Consider the following 17,963-nt stretch of genomic DNA (forward strand, 5'->3'; position numbering starts at 1 on the left):
TCTACTGTTATACTTTTCTGATAATAGTGATCAGTTCATTCCAATTATCAAAAATCTTTTCCAAAGTAAAAGGAAACCCAAGTTGGTGTTTTAAGGTGAGCAGAAAATCCACAAAATCGGCAGTTGTCCAAACATGAAAATGGATACTAAAATCTCGCCTCATCAATTCTTTAACCATCCATTCTGCTTTGGTTTCATCTGTTTCTTTTTCTACTAATTCAATCCATTCTTCATAATGATTTTGTCGAGACCATTCCGCGCCCTGTTGGTAATCTTTTAATAAATGTTCAATAGAAGTGACTGGGCGATCACAATCAAAACAAGTTCGTTTTTCGGGAACAGCTAAATATAAAATCCCGTCTTTTCTAATCACCCGTAATAAATTTTCAATCGTCAGGATCGGGTTTTGGCAATGTTCAATGAAATGATTTGCAATCACAAAATCCTGGGTTTCATTCTCAACTGTTTTTAGGAATTCACCATTATCAATAATATCGACAGAAACTAAATTAACATCAGCTAACTCAGGATAATGTTTTCTTAAATCAGGAACACTCATCCGATCCACATATTGAACATGAGCGGATAAAGGAACCTCCAGAGGATGATTTAATGCTCCAACTTCAATGCCATTTCCCTGTAAATATCGGTTGGCAAAAAAACGACGAAACGTATAAATTGGAGAAAGTGTTTCAGCATCAGCCGTGAGTGTCATAATTTAATGTCCTCAGCAGTTCATTCTTAATTTACATTCAATTTTCAGTCAATTCATAACCGAAACAGTTAACCCTTTAGAGTATAATCCTAAATTGGGTTGAAAATTTATTCAATTTTGTTCAGTTCCTTAAAAGTTATCCCGATTTGGACGATAGCAAAATTGAACGAATGGGAATTATTCCCGTTGATGATTTAACTCTCAATCTGGAGGCATATCACCGTTGATTCAACAAGCAAGGACAATTGATTCAAAACCGATCACTGCACCCCAGTTTATCATTCTTGGGGTACAAAAGGGGGGAACCAATTCCCTCTATCAATATCTATGTCAACACCCTCAAATTGTAGCGGCAACCCAAAAGGAAATCCATTTTTTTACGCTAAATTATCAGCAGGGTTTAGAATGGTATGAATCCCAGTTTTCCCCGGAAGCTGATGGAAAGCAATTGATTAGCGGGGAAGGTTCTCCCTATTATTTCTTTCATCCCTTAGTACCCCAACGAATTTATGAATTTTTTCCTAAAACTCGGTTTATTGTATTATTGAGAAATCCGGTAGATCGGGCGATTTCCCATTATTATTGGGAAGTGAAACTGGGGTATGAATCTCTCTCTTTGGAAGATGCGATCGCCCAAGAAACTCAACGGCTACAAGGAGAAGCCGAAAAAATGGGTTCAGATCCGACTTATTTTAGTTTTAACCATCAACATTATTCCTACCTTTCCAGGGGAATATATATTGATCAACTACAAAGATGGATGAAGTTTTTTCCCAGGGAACAATTTTTGATTCTGAGGAGTGAAGATTTATATTCAGATTCCGAAAAAGTGGTAAATCAAGTTTTTGATTTTTTAGGACTACCAAATTATCAATTATTGAGTTATGATAAATACAATGTTAATAGTTATCCCAATATTGACCCAATTATTCGTCAGCAGTTACAAGATTATTTTCAGCCGTTTAACCAAAAATTAACAGATTTTTTAGGTCAAGATTGGAGTTGGGAAATCCCCAATAATTTCTCTAATTCAACGCCTAAATTACCAGATTTATCTGAAAATACAAGTTCTCAACCCATCTTAAACTCAGTTAAAATCATGAAAAAAGTTGATTATGAATCCGCCTGGGATGACTATGCTAAAAATTGGCAAAGTGTCAGATCTGAAGAAGTTTATAGAGGAGATGAATGGATTGGATTTGCTGCGGGTGCAGCGACTTCCTTAGCGGAATATGAAGCCCTAATTGAAAACCAATTTATTGCCCCTTATATTCAGAAACACCATCAGGTTTTAGAAATTGGTGTGGGGGGAGGAAAAACGGCAGCTTTGCTCCTGAAATATTGCGATCGTCTGGTCTGTGCTGATATTTCCAAAGAACTCCTGAATGCCACCCACAAACGTCTGGGAGATGAACGGGTTAGATATGTTAAATTAGATGGTTTAACCTTAGATGGAATTGCACCTAACTCCCTAGATGTTTGTTTTTGTTATGACACCCTGGTACACATAGAACCACGAGATATTTTTAACTATTTAACTCGAATCCCCGCTTTATTAAAAGGCGATCGCCTCTGTATTTTTCACCATACCAATCTATTAAGTGAATTAGGCTGGGAAAAATTCTTACAGGATTGGGATAAAAACCTATTGGGAAACCGACATGGAACCGCTTTTTCCTTAATGACTGATACCATTATGGAGAAATTTTTAACCCATCTTAACTATGAAATTATCCGAAAAGATAATGAGTCTGTACCAAGAGACTGCGTTTGGGTTTGTAAAGCACCTGAAATCATCTAAATCAGTGTAGAGACGTGCCATGGCGCGTCTCTAGTAGTTATCAGTTGTAGGGGCGGGTTCATCGAGATTTAGGGGATTAACAAAGATCTAAAAGAACCCGCCCTTACCAGTTATCAGTTTAAGAGTTAAAATTCCCTATTCCCTATTCCTATGAAAGCATTATTTTTACACCCTAACTTTCCCGCCCAATATCGCCATATTATTACAACATTAGGTGCAGATCCCAATAATCAAATTGTATTTGGGACAAAAAACGAACGTCCTGAATGGAGTATTCCCGGAGTTGAAAAAGCCGTATTTAATCCTAGTCGAGAACCCAGTGCAGACACCCATCAATATGTCCGGGTTTTAGAAGGTGCAGTATTACAAGGACAAGCCGTATTTAGAATGGCCGAACAACTCAAAGCCAAAGGATTTGTCCCCGATATAATTTGCGGTCATTCCGGTTGGGGGCCAACTTTATTTGTCAAAGAAGCCTTTCCAAATACCCCATTATTATGTTATTTCGAGTGGTTCTATCATGCAGAAGGTTCAGATGCGGACTTCGATCCGTCTGACCCCCTGAGCATTGATGATAAAGCCCGAATTCGGGTTAAAAATACCCCAATTTTAATTGATTTATATTCCTGTGATTGGGGACTTTCACCCACCCATTGGCAACAATCCCAATTTCCCCCGGAACTGCGCGAAAAAATTTCTGTGCTTCATGATGGAGTGGATACTAGCTATTTTAAACCGAATCCCGGTGCTAAATTAGTTTTACCAAATTTGGATTTATCCGGTGTAGAAGAACTGGTAACCTATGTGGGACGGGGAATGGAACCCTATCGGGGATTTCCCGAATTTATCGAAGCCGTGGCCTATATTCAGGAACGTAGACCCAAATGCCATGTTGTAGTTGTGGGATCGGAACGAGTTTGTTATGGTAAACCTTTACCCAACGGCATGAGCTATAAAGACTATATGCTCAAGAAAATCCCCTTGGATCTTTCCCGAATTCATTTCGTTGGGCCTCTAGCTTATGGCCAATATCTGCAAGTGATCCAGGCTTCAGATGTTCATATTTATTTAACCCGGCCTTTTGTTCTATCCTGGTCAATGATTGAATCCATGTCAACAGGTTGTTTAGTCCTGGGTTCAGATACCGCTCCCGTGCGGGAAGTGATTCAAGATGGGGTAAACGGCTTACTGGTGGACTTTTTCTCTCCCAAACAGATTGCGGATCGAGTTGATCAAGTCTTGGATCATCCTGATCGGATGGCTCAGTTGCGAGTTAAAGCTCGTGAAACGGCTTTAGAACGTTATGATCTGAGCAAACTTCTATCAAAACATCTGCAACTGATTACCCAAGTCGCCAATCGTTCCCTCCCCGCCACCGTTGGCCGGGTTGAGTCGGCAATGGTTTTGGGGTAGAGTGGGAACTTGATCTGAGTTCCGTTCGTCCACCGGGAAGATATTTTGATTAGAAGATAATAAATGGTCAATGAGGAACATTGTTGTCTATAAACCCGTCTGACGGAGGTAAGCAAGTTAAGATAAAGTGCCTTTTATGAGTTAAGAGTGATGGCTTCAAGACCAGTTGAGGATGAAAATTTTCAATACATAATTGATAATAAAATCCAGCCATCGAAACTGCCATATCTATCAACTAGACAAGAAGGATCACAAAGGACTAGACTTGCTGGAGACAAACAGGTTAAACTACTGCCGAACAAGTTATGGTGTTTTAGGCAGTGTCTGTCATCCCAACAGAGCTAATGACATTATTGCAGAGGAGTGAAATCAAATGGTAACAGCTTTAGGCGCGGGGCCACAATTTTACGATCAGGATGTGGGCTTTGCCCCCAGACCCGATACTATTCTGGGTGAAGCAGGAAATGACACAATCCTTTCTTCTACCCTCGGTGGAAGTCAGGTACAAGGCGGTACAGATAATGATATCCTCACATCCAGAGGCCCTGGCGACACAATTTTCGGGAATGAGGGGAATGATTCCATCCGGTCTCAACAACTTCGTACCCTTCTGCTCGGTGGCCCAGGCCGGGACACCCTATCGGCAGATTTAACCGCCAGCCTTTATGGGGGGGTAGACCGAGATTTTCTCATAGGTCAGGCTGCCAGTAACTACCTCTTTGGTAATAAAGATGAAGATACCCTACTGGGCGGTATTCAAGGTGGAGATTTCCTGTATGGGGGTTCAGGAGCAGACCTCCTAGGATTTGTGGGTACCAATGGTCAAAGTAACCTCACAGGGGTTGCGGTGAGTGGGGCTATCGGTGGCCTGAACCAAGGAAACAACTATGTTTCTGGAGATATTGGCGCAGATAGTATTGTTGGGATTAACACTGGAGATAGCCTCCTCGGTGGTGACGATAACGACTCCATCGTTGGTGTAGGCAGTCTTAACTTACTTGATGGTGGCAGTGGGAATGACACCGTAAGAATCCAAAACCCTCTCTCAACCCAACAATTCTCAACGAATTTGGCCATTGTTGGTGTAAGCCAAACGACCCTACTGGGTGGGGCTGGTGACGATTCTCTCTACGGTGGTGTAGGTCGCTTTGGAGAAGGCCAGAACTACTTTGAGGGTGGAGATGGTAACGATACAATCCGAAGCTTTGCGCTTCAAGACGTCCTGTATGGGGGTGAAGGCAATGACTTGATTATCACAGCCAATCCTAATATTTTGACCATTCAGGGTAGCACCAGTCAACCGGGCTTTGCCGGTGAAAGCACCCTGTACGGTGGTGGTGGCAATGATACCTTACTAGCCGGCTTTAGTACAGATTTCCTCTATGGTGATGCCGGAAATGACAGCCTGAGTGGAAAATTCTCCCTATTAGACGGTGGCGATGGTAACGATACCCTCTATGGCGGAAATTGGACATTAGATATCCCAGGAGCTACTAAAGTACCTGCTGTCACCTTATCCGGTGGTTCGGGTAGCGACTATATCTACGGTGCCTTAGGGTCAGTGGCTAATATTTATAATGGTGGTCTCGGTGATGACACTATTATCTTTACCACAACCAACGATAGCCTCTTGGGTGAAGGTTCCGTCGAAGGGAACGACAAAATTTCCTTTGTGGGTGGTTTAGCCAAGGGAGGCACCGGAGTCAGCTTTGTCTTGTTTGACACCCTCGGCAACAACACCATTTCCGGTAGTGATGGCAACGACAGCATCGTTACTGGTAGTGGGGCTGACTTCCTGCAAGGGGGTAGCGTTGCCCCATCTGCGCAATTGGATGTTGGTTTCGGAGATGACACCCTAATTGCTGGTGGTGGTAATGACTACCTGTTTGGCGGTTCGGGCAGTGATGTCCTGTTCGGTGAAGCGGGTAACGATACCCTGCAAGGTGGTACTCAACGAGATACATTAGTCGGCGGTGAAGGTTCTGATGCCTTCCTGTATCAGTTCAAATCCGATCTTAGCGGTACTATTGCTGACATCATTACTGACTTTAAATCTGGTGAAGATAAACTATTCTTCTCCCGTGGGCCTGGAGGCTTTGCCTTTGAATTGCGCCCAGGTGTCCCGACCACTGAAATTTCCTTTGAGCAATTTATTGTTCTCGATAAAGGCAGTTACGATGGCGGTGGTGCAAATACTCAAGCCCCAACCAGTGTTGGCCCTGTGTTAGTGTACGAGAAAGCCAGTGGAGTCCTATGGTATGACTCCGATGGTGGTGGTGGCTCTAACCCAGCCGATATCGTTGCATTCATGGCACAACCGAACAACACAATTCCGACCATAACCCGAACTGATATTGTGATCGTTCTCTAGTTTGGGTTAACACCAGTAGAGACGTTGCGTGCAACGTCTCTACTCAACTTTCGGGATTTCAATAGATTCAAATATAAAAAAGACCGAGAAATTGTTTCTCGGTTTTTTTATATAGCACTACGCATTACAGTTAGGACACTTTTATTTTAAATCCTGAAACTCATTACCTATTACCTATTACCTATTACCTATTACCTATTCCCCGCCATACTTAACTTGTCGCCCAATTAAATTAATAAAACCAGAACCAAAATGCTGAATTTCTAAAAAATTAGCATGGGAAGCCGTAGGTTTATAAATTTTAAATGTTTTCATAATTCCTAAAGTTGCGGCACTTTCTAAAGGCCCAATAAAACCACAATCTCGATCTAAAAAATAGGGTTGTTTAGCCCAATATTCCATCTGTTCAGCATTCAAAAAGAAACAACCGGAATGGGGATTCAAGGGGCGTTTAAATGAAACCGCCTGTTCCATCACTTTCCCAATAAATTGTGGCTGATCTTGAATATTCTGATAATTAGCCGTGACATGGGGTAAAATGTCTCCATCAATATAGGCTTTAATTGCTTGGCTATGGGGAGAAACTTCATAACGGTTGGGCTGTAATAGACAACTATTTCCAGCATGACGATTAAACCAATTTAACTTCGTAAATAACCAGGGATCACGCAAAATTAAATCATCTTCTAAATAACAATAATAATCATATTTACCCAAATATTCACGCAAAACTTGATGACATTGAAATCCCAGTAACATCGGTTCTACCTGGGTAGGATAATGTTGACAAAACCATGAAGGTAAGGGAATTTGTGCCAGCAAATGATAATCTTGAGTGGTACAAATCACAATATCAACTTGATAATTTTGTTCCTGATTCACAGGAATAGTCTGACATTGAGCAATATCAATCATGCACTGAGATTGACTATAAAGTTCCCGCAAAGCAGTTAAAGCAAATACTAACCCCGTAATTCGAGGGCGTGGATCTTTACTTAAAGATGCGTGTTTCCCATCTCCATCCGGGTTAAAAAAGTGAGGAATTGTAAATAAAATACGCATAATTTATAACTAAACCTTTTAACATTAATTATCCAATATTCCGTAGCACAAATTAGCAGAACTTAAACGAAGCCCAAATATAATCCGTGCCATCCGCGTAATCCCTTAAATCCGTGATCATAATTCTGGGACTCGTTGACGCAATTCTTGATTTAAACTGGGTAAATTATCTCGCATTTTTAAATACCATTCTCGTCGTTGTTGATAATGTTGACAAAGTAAACGATGATCTCGTACCCAAAGATAGGCATTATTGGCGATTTTTTGCCGAAGGGAGGTATTAATAATTAATTCATTCAAATACATTTCAAACTGTTGAATACTGCGATAAATTAAACCAGTTTTTTCATGAATCACCGATTGTTCATAGACCGTTGGACTAGCTAAAACCGCAACCCCATGACCCGCACATTCTAAAAACTTTAAATCCGATTTCATCAGATTAACAGGAGTGGGGGTTAACGGTAACAGACCAATATCACAGGTTTGGAGAATTTGATTATATCTATCATAACTGCAAAAGGGTTCAAATTCTTTATCAGATATTGCCAAATGATCAAAAAAACGTCGATCATGAATTACCTTGACTCTAACTAAATTCTGATGCTGAATTAAAACCCGGTTTAAGGTTTCTATAATCGGTTGCCAATCCTGTTCTCGATTTAATGCTCCAAAAAATAAAGTAACTTTTGAATCAGAATAATTTCGCGGGGGAGGTAAAGTCAATAAATGATTTTTAAAGATAGCAATATGGGGATTAAATTGTTGTAAAAATTCCCCTAAAGGAGCGGTTGAAGTTTGTACACCATGACAGCCACGATAGCTTAGATAACGATTATCGGCATACTCCCGTCTGCGTAAAGGATTATCGTCAATTTCAGCAATAATTAGATAATCCTGTTTTAACAAATTTCTTAATATTTCTAAGTGATGCTGATAGGATAAAATCGTCCGTTGCCAAATAAAAACCTTTTCTTCTTCAGGTAAAATTGAACCATTGGGAATTGATTTAGAGGCTGAAATTGTGCGCGTTCCCGGTATTGTCGCACTCAATTGATCGGGTTCTAATACTCGCAGGCGATCGCACCCTGTAGGAGCCATAATCGCTGTTTGAATCAACAAACGACGGGGAGGTTGTAATGATTTAATCGCACGGACAATATAAAATTCAGCCGCGGTTTGAGTCGCAAAACGATTGGGATCTAATCCCAAAATATTCCTAAGAGGTTCTACTAATTGCAGAAAATTTTGAAACTGATCATCTTTTTTTCCCCGAGTTTGAATTTCATAAATATATAATCCAGCTTCCCAGAATATTTTTTGAATAGCTTCTAAAGTTAATCCGCTATAATCTATATTTTCTTCAATTGAAATCTCTGATTTTCCCTGTAACAAATCAATAATATTCCGCCAATACTGACTATTAGGAATATAAGCTAAAACCTGACCTTGATCTTTTAACCATCGAGTGTGATATTCTAAAACCTTGAGTGGATTTCTGGTTTGGGGTAAAATCCCATCATAAATTAAACAATCTACGGTTTGTTCTTCTAGTTCTAACCGGATTGTTTCTAATTGATCAATCGAACTCAGAGTAATCTGATCTAGACCTTGAGTTATTTCTGAACTTAACTCAGAATCAATTAAAATTCCCCAATAAAAACTTTGGGGATTAATTCGTTTATAATGATAACCTGTACTTCCATTTCGACAACCTACGTCGATCAGGACTTGAGCATTAGCGGGTAAAAAGTCCAATAACTCTGAGGGTTTCCGGTTCAAATTATGATCATTGACCTGATCTATAGTATCTCTATTCATAACCTTTAGTAAAACTAGAGCTATTTTATAAATAACAGGTTTTAGGTCACACTGGCAAGTTAATTTTAGAATTAAAAACTTTTGATCATATTTTCACCCTAAATTTTATGGCTAGAGTCACCGTTATTATTCCAACTTATAACCAAGATTCCTACATTTCTGAAGCAATTGATAGTGTTTTAAACCAAACCTATCAAGATTTTGAAATTGTGATCACTAATGATGGTTCTACGGATCAAACATTGCAAATTATTCGAGAAAAAAAAGATCCTAGAATTCGCTATTTTTCTTTTGATCAGAATCAAGGAGTGAGTACAGCAGCTAACCATTGTATTCGTCAGGCGAGGGGAGAACTAATTGCTATTTTAGATTCTGACAATATTTTTTTACCAGATAAACTTGAAAAGCAAGTTAGTTTTTTAGATAAAAACCCCGGATTTGATGCGGTTTTTACCCATGCTATTATTATTGATAAAAATGGTGATTTTCACCAGGGTAAAGAATCCTCCTTTCAACAGTTATTTGCTCAAGAAAATAAAAATCGTTTTCAGTGGTTAAATTCTTTTTTTTACTCTGATAATTCCTTATGTAATACCAGCGTTTTAATTAAGAAAAAATGCTATGATCAGGTAGGACTATATGATCCGCGATTACATCAAATTCATGATTTAGATTTTTGGATACGTTTATGTCTGAAATCAGAAATTTATATTCTACCCGAACCTTTGCTTTTATTTCGATTTCATGATCGCAATATTAGTGGTGTAACGGCTGAAAATATGATTCGACATACTTGGGGAATCCCTCAAGTGCTTGAGCATTATCTCTGTCCAGAGGTTAGCCAAAATTTTTATAATATTTTTCCTCAACAGCAACGGATTAATACCCCGATTACCCTTGATGATCTTAATTTTTTAATTGCAAAATTGGCTTTAAAAATTCACCGTCCCAGTCATCAATATTTTGGGATTTTTACCTTATATCGGTTGATGAATAATCCTGAATCGGCTGAATATATTGAAAAACAGTATTCCTTTAAATATACTGATCTAATTCATCTTACTGGAACTCATGATATTTTTAAAATTATCAGTTATAGGAAATTACAGCAAGATATTGATCAAACCAAAAAGCAACTAGAAGCAGTACAAAATCAGAATCTAATTTTACAACAAAAACTAGATATACATAGTGAAACTGAATCTCAACCGCTAGTTAGTATATTAATTCCGACTTATAATGGAGAACAATTTTTATCTAAAGCGATTCAAAGTGCTTTAGATCAAACCTATTCTAACCTAGAAATTATTATTTCTGATGATGGGTCAACAGATGAAACTGTAAAAATTGCCGAATCTTTTAAAGATAATTGTTCTATTCCTTATCGGATTATAACTCATTCTAACTATGGATTAGTCAAAAATCTAAATTTTTGTATTCAACAAGCTCAAGGTAAGTATATCAAATTTATTTTTCAAGATGATTGGTTAGAACCTAATTGTATTGAAGAAATGGTCAATTTAGCAGAACAAGATCCAGAAATAGGATTGGTTTTCTCACCCCGTCAAGTTTTGATTGACCCTGATTCAAAATCTGATTTAACCTGTAAATCTGCTTATAATGGGGCGATTAATTTACATCAAAAATGGTCTGATTTAAAACCAATACAATCAGGTCAAGATCTATTGTCCAATCCTAATTGTCTAATCGGAGGATTAAATAAAATTGGAGAACCGACAACGGTATTAATTTCTAAACAAGTTTTTGAAGAATTAGGAGAATTTGATTCTACACTTCAGCAACTTTTGGATGTTGATATGTGGTTTAGGATTATGGGACGTTATAAAATTGCTTTTGTAGATAAAATATTATCTGCTCTCCTAATTCATAAAAAACAACAAACTCAAGTTAATATTGTTCAAAAAGAAAATTATAAAGATTATGAAAGACTTTATTTAAAACTCTTGCTAGATTCTCGCTATAGTTTTTTGAATCAATCTTTTAAACAGATGGTTTTACAAAAAACTTTATTTAACTCGCAATTTTATCTCAATTTAATCACTAATTTACTGAATCAATACCAAGAAAACCCTACGGAGAGAGTCATAGAGTGTCTGAAATTAGTTCGTCAAACCCTAGTTAAATATTGGTTAAGTTTAACTCCTGGGGATTTAGAAACTCGATATTCTAGCGAAATTCGTCCAATTTATCAGCATTTATTGAATAGTAATATTATTGATCAAGGAGTCGGTGAGACTGAACAATCATGGGTTGAATCAATCAGAAAAAAACTTTCTCAAGGTCTGTATTCCTGTGATTTAATTCCTGGGTTGATGGGATTGATGTTATATCAAAGAGCTTATGATATTGATTTTATATACGAAAATGCGATCATTCCTAAATATTTTTTCCCTGAATTTATCAGTTGGCTGTTTGCTCCAGTTCAATGTTTTCGGTGTTCAGAAGACAGATTAAAATATATTAATTTTCAGGAGAATTTATTGGCTTATATTATTCAAAACTTAAATACGGATTCATCTTTTTGTGATTTGTGGATCTATGTCGCCCAGTGTTATCTTAAATATTCTCAGTTGAATTTTGAGGGTTTCGCCGAAATTAATCTCCAGAGGATTTATGATTACAGGAAAAAAATGATTGATTTTTTAGCATTGAATTCAAGGGACAATGTTCTGAACCGATAGCCAGTCTGAATCAACGATAACAATACTAGGGTTCGATCAGCCGAACACCGGAACTTGAAACCATTGATCCGCGTCATTTTAGGCAAAAGCAATTTTTTTGAGCAGTTTCCCGAAAGTTGAGGTAATTTAAAGATCATCAATTTAAGGTAAGGAGTAGACGGTCTGCTATTATTTGGACAATGTAGATTGGATACAGTAGTCAATTTAGGACTAGCAAGGGTAAATTTGAAAGGGGTAGTGAAAGTGGGTTGGAGAGTTCAATGACAGGATTGTTCAAAGTCGGAGACACTATTATCACAGCAGAGGACTTGCCATCTCTGCTCAAGCGTTATCAGTTAATGCCATTATTTCTGCGAGAAGTGATTTTGGAGCAAGCGATCGCTAAGATCACTTGTACAGAAGCAGAACAGGCGGCGGCCATCGAACGATTTGAAAGTCAACACCAACTCACGTCCCCGGAAGCAAAATCGGCTTGGTTAGCGGCCTATGATATGACCCCAGAACAACTTGTGGAAATGGCAGAACGCCCGGTAAAAGTTGAAAAATTTAAACAAGAAACTTGGGGTGGTCGAGTCGAGAATTATTTTTTGACTCGCAAAGGTGGTTTAGATCAAGTTGTATATTCTTTAATTCGGACGAAAAATCCTGGCTTGGCTCAAGAACTCTATTTCAGAATTTCGGAGGGAGAAAATTCCTTTGCTGAGGTAGCCCATGATCATTCCGAAGGGCCAGAATCTCGATCTGGGGGGGTCTTGGGGCCAGTTCCCGTATCCCAACCTCACCCGGCGATTAGTAAACTGTTATCGGTGAGTCAACCCGGTCAACTGTGGGCACCGCGCCCCTTGGCAGAATGGTTCGTGATTATTCGGTTAGAAAAATTCCTTCCCGCCCAGTTAGACGAATCCATGCGTCGCCGTATGATCGAAGAAATGTTTGAAACTTGGCTACGAGAGCAAATGGCTCAAGTTGGCTCACTACAACCTGTTCGCACTTCAGTGTCTTCTGTGTCATGACAACATCCGCCGTTTCTCAATCCCAAATTCAGACTTTCCTGGCCGAAACCAGCCCCTTTGATCGGCTTTCGGAAAAGGCACTTCAGAACCTGTTGCCAAAATGTCAACTCCTGGGCTACCGTACCGGACAACCGATATTTGAGCGGGATAAATTGCCGACTCAAATCACGATTATTTATCAAGGACAGGCTCGATTACTGGGTTTTGATCCTAGAGCCCAACGCCATGTTAGTTTGGGCTTGCTCGGAGCCAGAGAAATCATTGGTGCGGGGGGCTTAATTCGAGGAGTCCCTTGTGAAACCGCGATCGCTTCAACCGACACAATTTGTATTACCTTGTCGGCCGCGGATTTTTTGCAATGGGTGGTAAAAGAACCGGCTTTTGGAGAAGCATTCCGAGATCAAGCTGGCTTGAGTGAAGTTTTTGACCTGTTAAGCCAACATCTACAGGCCCAGGCTGTTCCGGTTAACAATATCAAGAATTTAGCGGTTGATCTAGGGCAGGATGCCGTTGTGCTGAACCTGGCCGCAGGTAATAAGAAAACCAAAGAATTAACCAGCCTACTTGATCCCAAACGGATTTGGTTAGTCAGTAGTGGGACTTTGGGTGGTTTTCCCCCAGGTAGTCGGGTTTTATTAGAAGAAAGTAATCCATCCTATAAGGTGGAGGGGCCCGGTGGGGTTCGGTTAGTGGGGTTGCGAGAACCTGTTTATGAAGTCGAAACTTCCGTAGAAACCTCCGATGGAGAGGTAAGTGTTCAAGATTCCAATAATGGCAACGGCAATCGCAGAATCGACCTATCGGCAGTAACTTCAGCCCCGGAAGTACCCCCGACCCCGGAAACTAATGTCCCTAAATCGGCCATGAAGTTTCCCGTGGTTCGGGGTAAGGGCAAAATTGACGCGCCCCTCGCCTGCTTCAATATGATTGCTAAGTTCTTCGGGATTAGCTTTAAAAAAGATATTGTTCGTCGAGTTTTAGATAATCAGTTAGCAACGGTCGGTAATATTAGTTTGCAGGCTTGCGGGGCCGTGACCCAAATGTTGGGAATCAATGCTCAGTTAGTCCAGGTACCATCCAAAGCTATTAATCGCCTCAAGGCCCCAGCCATGGTGGTCTGGAAAGATAGCTTTGCTATTCTCTATAGCATTACCGAACGGGAAATCATTCTGGCATCCCCGGAAAAGGGTTTAGCCCGGATGCGTCCAGGGCAGTTTGCCGAAATTTGGGGTGAGGAAGGGCAGGTACTGCTGTTACAAGCGCCCCGAGTTGACCAAAAAGAACAATTTAGTTTCTGGTGGTTTTTCCCAGCCTTGATGGAGCATCGAGCAACATTTGTTGAGGTGTTGCTGTCTTCGTTTTTCATCCAAGTGTTTGGTTTGGTCAACCCCTTGGTGAGTATGGTGATCATCGACGCGGTGATCGCACAACAGAACATGGATGCTCTGAACGTCCTGGGGATTCTACTGTTAGGGTTTGCTCTGTTTGAAGGTTTATTAACGGCGTTACGAACCTATCTGTTTGTGGATAGCTCCAACCGCGTTGATATCAAACTGACGGCGGAAATTATCGACCATATGTTACGGCTACCTTTGGGATACTTTGATAGCCGCCAGGTCGGGGACTTGATGAGCCGTTTTAATGAGTTAGGAAATATCCGTAACTTCCTAACGGGGACAGCTTTAACGGTGGTTTTGGATGCGATATTCTCGGTGGTCTACATCGCCGTGATGGTTGCCCTAAGTCCAACTCTGACCCTGGTGGCTTTAGCTCCCCTACCCCTGTTTGCTGGAATTATCTTTCTCTTCTCCCCGGTGATTATGCGGTTAATCCGCAAACGGGCAGGTTTGGCGGGGGCTTCGATGGCCTATATTGTGGAAGTGATTAGTGGGATTCAAACCATTAAATCCCAAACCATTGAACTAACAGCCCGTTGGCGGTGGCAAGGAATGTATGCCCGTTTCATGAGTGCGAGTTTACAAACCACTCTCACCCAAACGGCCGCGGGAACCATGAGTGACTTCCTGAATAAAATTGGGGGGATTGCCCTGTTATGGGTGGGAGCCTATCTGGTGATTGAACAGCAGTTGACCATCGGGGGATTAATTGCCTTTCGGATTATCTCTGGAAACGTTACAGGATCGTTATTACGGTTTATTAGTGTTTATCAACAGATCCAAGAGGTGTCGATTTCGGTGGAACGGTTGCGGGATATTATTGATACCCTTCCCGAAGCCGATGAAGCCGATCGCAATAATATTCCCTTACCTGAAATTGAAGGGTCAGTTACCTTTGAGGAGGTGTCTTTCCGATTTAATCCCACAGGGCCCCTGCAACTGGCTAACATCAATTTAGATTTTCCCTCTGGGTCGTTTGTGGCGATTGTGGGGTTGAGTGGATCGGGTAAAAGTACCCTGATGAAGTTATTGCAGCGTCTATATGCTCCCCTATCGGGACGAATTTTAATTGATGGCTACGATATTAATAAGGTGGAACTCTATTCTGTCCGCCGTCAATTGGGGGTGGTATTGCAGGATACCCTCCTATTTAACGGAACGGTTCAGGATAACATCGGCTTGAGTAACCCCGAAGCCAGTAGCGACGAAATTATTCGGGCGGCTAAAATTGCCGCGGCCCATGATTTTATTATGGGTCTTCCCAATGGTTACAATACCCAGGTCGGGGAAAGGGGATCGGCTTTATCGGGGGGACAACGACAACGGGTGGCCATCGCCCGCACGGTATTACAAAATCCTAAACTGTTAATTTTGGATGAAGCCACCAGTGCCCTAGACTATCAATCGGAACGGGCTGTAATTAATCACTTGATGGATGTCTTTCACGATCGCACGGTGTTTTTTATTACTCACCGTCTGAGTGCCGTCAAAAACGCTGATGTAATTATTATGATGGATCAAGGATCTGTGGTTGAGCAGGGAAATCATGATGAGTTAGTTGCCCTGAAAGGACGTTATTACTGCCTGTATCAACAACAGGAAGCTCCTACTTAATTAAAAAACCTTAGAAATCGGGTTTGTGATCAAGATTATCGGTAACAAACACAAGATTTATATAGAAACCCGATTTCTGATCAATTTATCTTTCTGTTAGAAACCCTGTTTCTAGTTGCCGTTTACCAATTAATATTTATGAAATCTGTATCACTTGTTGATCAACCGGTTATTCTTGAGAAACCTGCAATGTGGTCTCATCTGTTTCTCTGGTTGATTATGTTAATCACCACATCAGGCGTTGTTTGGGCTTATTTTTCTCGGGTTGAACAAACAGTTCCCGCCATGGGTGAACTCGAATATAAAGAAGGTGCTAGGGAAATTCAAGCCCCAATAACCGGAGCCGTGGTTAGATTGCACGTTGAAAATGGCGATCGGGTTCAGAAAAACCAACCGCTTTTAACCTTTAGTCAGACAAACCCCAGCGCGGATATTAAATCTTTAGCTAATTTGCAAGGGACTCTTAATCAAGAAAACGAATTCTATAAGAATATTATTCAGGGGAATGGTCGAGGAACTTTACCGCCTGAATGGGAAACAATGGTTAAAGATCGAGATACCCGAATCCAAGAAAATAACGTTTTAAGTTCTTTGATTAATGAACTTTATAATAATCAAGGTCGAGCGATTAATTATAGTTCTGCTCAGTCAGGTTTTGTAACTAATTACCGAGCCGAATATCAATCGCGGGTGTCTGCGGTGGAAGGGCGAATTATTGAATTTAATAAACAACTGGAACAGACAGCAAATTTGATTCGGGCAACGAGAGAACAGGTGCAATACGCAACTAATCAAATTCGCTATTCCGAAGAACAATTAAATTCAGCCAAGGATCAACTTAATAAGTCTCAAGAAGGTTTAGATCTAAACCAATCTATTTTGGGTCAAATTGCCCCTTTAGTTGATGAAGGCGCCATGTCTGACCTCAATAAAAAACGTCAGGAACAGGAGGTTTTGAGAAGCCAAAATGAATTTTTACGACAAGAGGATCAAATCACCACCCGTCAAAGTGAAATTAATGCGCGTAAAGGTGATGTTGAAAAACAGCAATCTGAAATTAAACGCCTAGAAGATGAAAAACAAAAAGTTCTAGCCTCTATTGAGAGAACTCAACAAGAATTGCAAAATACAAAAGATGCTTGGGCAAAAGACCTGTATCTTCGCATTGAAGAAAACAAAAAACAGATTGCTAGTATTGACTCTCAACTCAGTCGATATAAACTAGAAAACGAAAAACGATTAGGCGATGTTAATGCTCAACTGGAAAAAGTTGAAGAACAACGCGATACTCAAGTTTTACGTTCACCAGTGGCGGGGGTAATTTATGATTTAAAACCCTCAAAGAAACAGAATTCAGAAGTCGATATGAATAAGGATGAAATTTGCAATTATGTGAATCAGCAAGTGTTAAAATCCGGCGATCCGAAAATGAAGCGTTGTAATGAGGCCTATTATGAAGCCCAACAAACGGAAAAATTGATGCAAATTTTAGCCGATGATAAAGGATTAGAAGGCACAATTTTTATTAAAAATACGGATCTGGCTTTAGTTTTAAATGCCCTACGGGTCAAACGTAAATTCCTACAGCCCTATGATGGCAAAACCGTGGCTGGAGAAGTGATTGAATGTAAAGCAGAAAAGGATTGTATTTGTCCAGATTCTCCAGAAGCTCGAGCAGAAATTGGGATTGCTGATCTAGATTGTGTTCCGGTGGAAGTAACCATTGATGCTTTTCCCAATGATCAATTTGGGATGGTTTCTGGACAGTTAAAATGGCTGAGTCAAGACGCGATTAAACCTGATCCCGAAAAAGGCCGTCAGTATTTTTCGTTTAAAGGAAAAGTGAAATTGGATAAACAAAGCTTTGTTTTAGACGAGGATAAAAATATTAAGATTGGTTTGCAGTCGGGGATGTCGGTAAATACTAAGATTAATGTCGGTAAACGTTCGGTCTTAGATATCTTCTTAAACCGCTTTACTGGTCGGATCAACAGTATTACAAACTTGAAGTAGTTTTAATCAGTAGAGACGTGCCATGGCGCGTCTCTAGCAGT

General features: G+C 40.2%; 10 protein-coding genes. 7 read left to right on the forward strand and 3 right to left on the reverse strand.

Annotation, left to right across the window (positions count from 1 at the left end; genetic code table 11):
• Positions 1-7 precede the first annotated feature (7 nt).
• Positions 8-715: a methyltransferase domain-containing protein gene (locus AC559H_RS10365; protein WP_233422944.1), complete on the reverse strand. Its 708-nt coding sequence runs from the start codon at positions 713-715 to the stop codon at positions 8-10.
• A gap of 223 nt (positions 716-938) precedes the next feature.
• On the opposite strand from AC559H_RS10365, the gene AC559H_RS10370 reads away from it, so the two are divergent.
• From AC559H_RS10370 to AC559H_RS10380, 3 genes are all read left to right on the forward strand, one after another.
• Positions 939-2,516 (forward strand): sulfotransferase domain-containing protein, encoded by a 1,578-nt coding sequence (locus AC559H_RS10370; protein WP_237745576.1) that lies wholly within the window; start codon positions 939-941, stop codon positions 2,514-2,516.
• Positions 2,517-2,666: 150 nt separating this feature from the next.
• Positions 2,667-3,929, forward strand: coding sequence for a glycosyltransferase family 4 protein (locus tag AC559H_RS10375; protein ID WP_026794512.1), 1,263 nt, complete (start codon positions 2,667-2,669; stop codon positions 3,927-3,929).
• A gap of 373 nt (positions 3,930-4,302) precedes the next feature.
• Positions 4,303-6,300, forward strand: coding sequence for a calcium-binding protein (locus AC559H_RS10380; protein ID WP_026794513.1), 1,998 nt, complete (start codon positions 4,303-4,305; stop codon positions 6,298-6,300).
• A 195-nt stretch (positions 6,301-6,495) separates the two neighbouring features.
• Here AC559H_RS10380 and AC559H_RS10385 read toward each other — a convergent pair whose 3' ends face one another.
• A complete protein-coding gene (locus tag AC559H_RS10385; RefSeq protein WP_026788894.1) occupies positions 6,496-7,362 on the reverse strand; it encodes a hypothetical protein in 867 nt (288 codons plus the stop codon).
• A 117-nt stretch (positions 7,363-7,479) separates the two neighbouring features.
• The gene (locus AC559H_RS10390) at positions 7,480-9,183 is read right to left on the reverse strand and encodes a glycosyltransferase family protein (protein WP_051319602.1); all 1,704 of its coding nucleotides are present in this window, start codon (positions 9,181-9,183) and stop codon (positions 7,480-7,482) included.
• A gap of 107 nt (positions 9,184-9,290) precedes the next feature.
• On the opposite strand from AC559H_RS10390, the gene AC559H_RS10395 reads away from it, so the two are divergent.
• The 4 genes from AC559H_RS10395 to AC559H_RS10410 all read left to right on the forward strand — a co-directional run bounded on the left by AC559H_RS10395 (position 9,291) and on the right by AC559H_RS10410 (position 17,922).
• Entirely contained in the window at positions 9,291-11,885 is a 2,595-nt protein-coding gene (locus tag AC559H_RS10395; protein ID WP_051319601.1) for a glycosyltransferase family 2 protein, read from the forward strand.
• Positions 11,886-12,145: 260 nt separating this feature from the next.
• Positions 12,146-12,898, forward strand: a complete 753-nt coding sequence (locus AC559H_RS10400) for a peptidylprolyl isomerase (protein WP_026788892.1) — start codon at positions 12,146-12,148, stop codon at positions 12,896-12,898.
• Positions 12,895-15,909 carry an ABC transporter transmembrane domain-containing protein gene (locus AC559H_RS10405; protein ID WP_026794515.1) on the forward strand — a complete coding sequence of 1,005 codons (3,015 nt, stop codon included), beginning with the start codon at positions 12,895-12,897 and terminating at the stop codon, positions 15,907-15,909. The genes AC559H_RS10400 and AC559H_RS10405 overlap by 4 nt, the downstream gene beginning before the upstream one ends.
• Before the next feature lie 189 nt (positions 15,910-16,098).
• Complete coding sequence (locus tag AC559H_RS10410) at positions 16,099-17,922, forward strand: beta-barrel domain-containing protein (protein WP_306439085.1); 1,824 nt, start codon at positions 16,099-16,101, stop codon at positions 17,920-17,922.
• The last annotated feature ends 41 nt before the right edge of the window (positions 17,923-17,963 follow it).

This window comes from Planktothrix prolifica NIVA-CYA 540, from assembly GCF_963864145.1.
Lineage (GTDB): Bacteria > Cyanobacteriota > Cyanobacteriia > Cyanobacteriales > Microcoleaceae > Planktothrix > Planktothrix agardhii.

What these genes read in the sequence shown, in the direction of transcription:
- AC559H_RS10365 (WP_233422944.1), bottom strand. Translation starts at nt 715, where the DNA reads ATGACACTCACGGCTGATGCTGAAACACTTTCTCCAATTTATACGTTT.
- AC559H_RS10375 (WP_026794512.1), top strand. Translation starts at nt 2,667, where the DNA reads ATGAAAGCATTATTTTTACACCCTAACTTTCCCGCCCAATATCGCCAT.
- AC559H_RS10380 (WP_026794513.1), top strand. Translation starts at nt 4,303, where the DNA reads ATGGTAACAGCTTTAGGCGCGGGGCCACAATTTTACGATCAGGATGTG.
- AC559H_RS10385 (WP_026788894.1), bottom strand. Translation starts at nt 7,362, where the DNA reads ATGCGTATTTTATTTACAATTCCTCACTTTTTTAACCCGGATGGAGAT.
- AC559H_RS10390 (WP_051319602.1), bottom strand. Translation starts at nt 9,183, where the DNA reads ATGAATAGAGATACTATAGATCAGGTCAATGATCATAATTTGAACCGG.
- AC559H_RS10395 (WP_051319601.1), top strand. Translation starts at nt 9,291, where the DNA reads ATGGCTAGAGTCACCGTTATTATTCCAACTTATAACCAAGATTCCTAC.
- AC559H_RS10400 (WP_026788892.1), top strand. Translation starts at nt 12,146, where the DNA reads ATGACAGGATTGTTCAAAGTCGGAGACACTATTATCACAGCAGAGGAC.
- AC559H_RS10405 (WP_026794515.1), top strand. Translation starts at nt 12,895, where the DNA reads ATGACAACATCCGCCGTTTCTCAATCCCAAATTCAGACTTTCCTGGCC.
- AC559H_RS10410 (WP_306439085.1), top strand. Translation starts at nt 16,099, where the DNA reads ATGTGGTCTCATCTGTTTCTCTGGTTGATTATGTTAATCACCACATCA.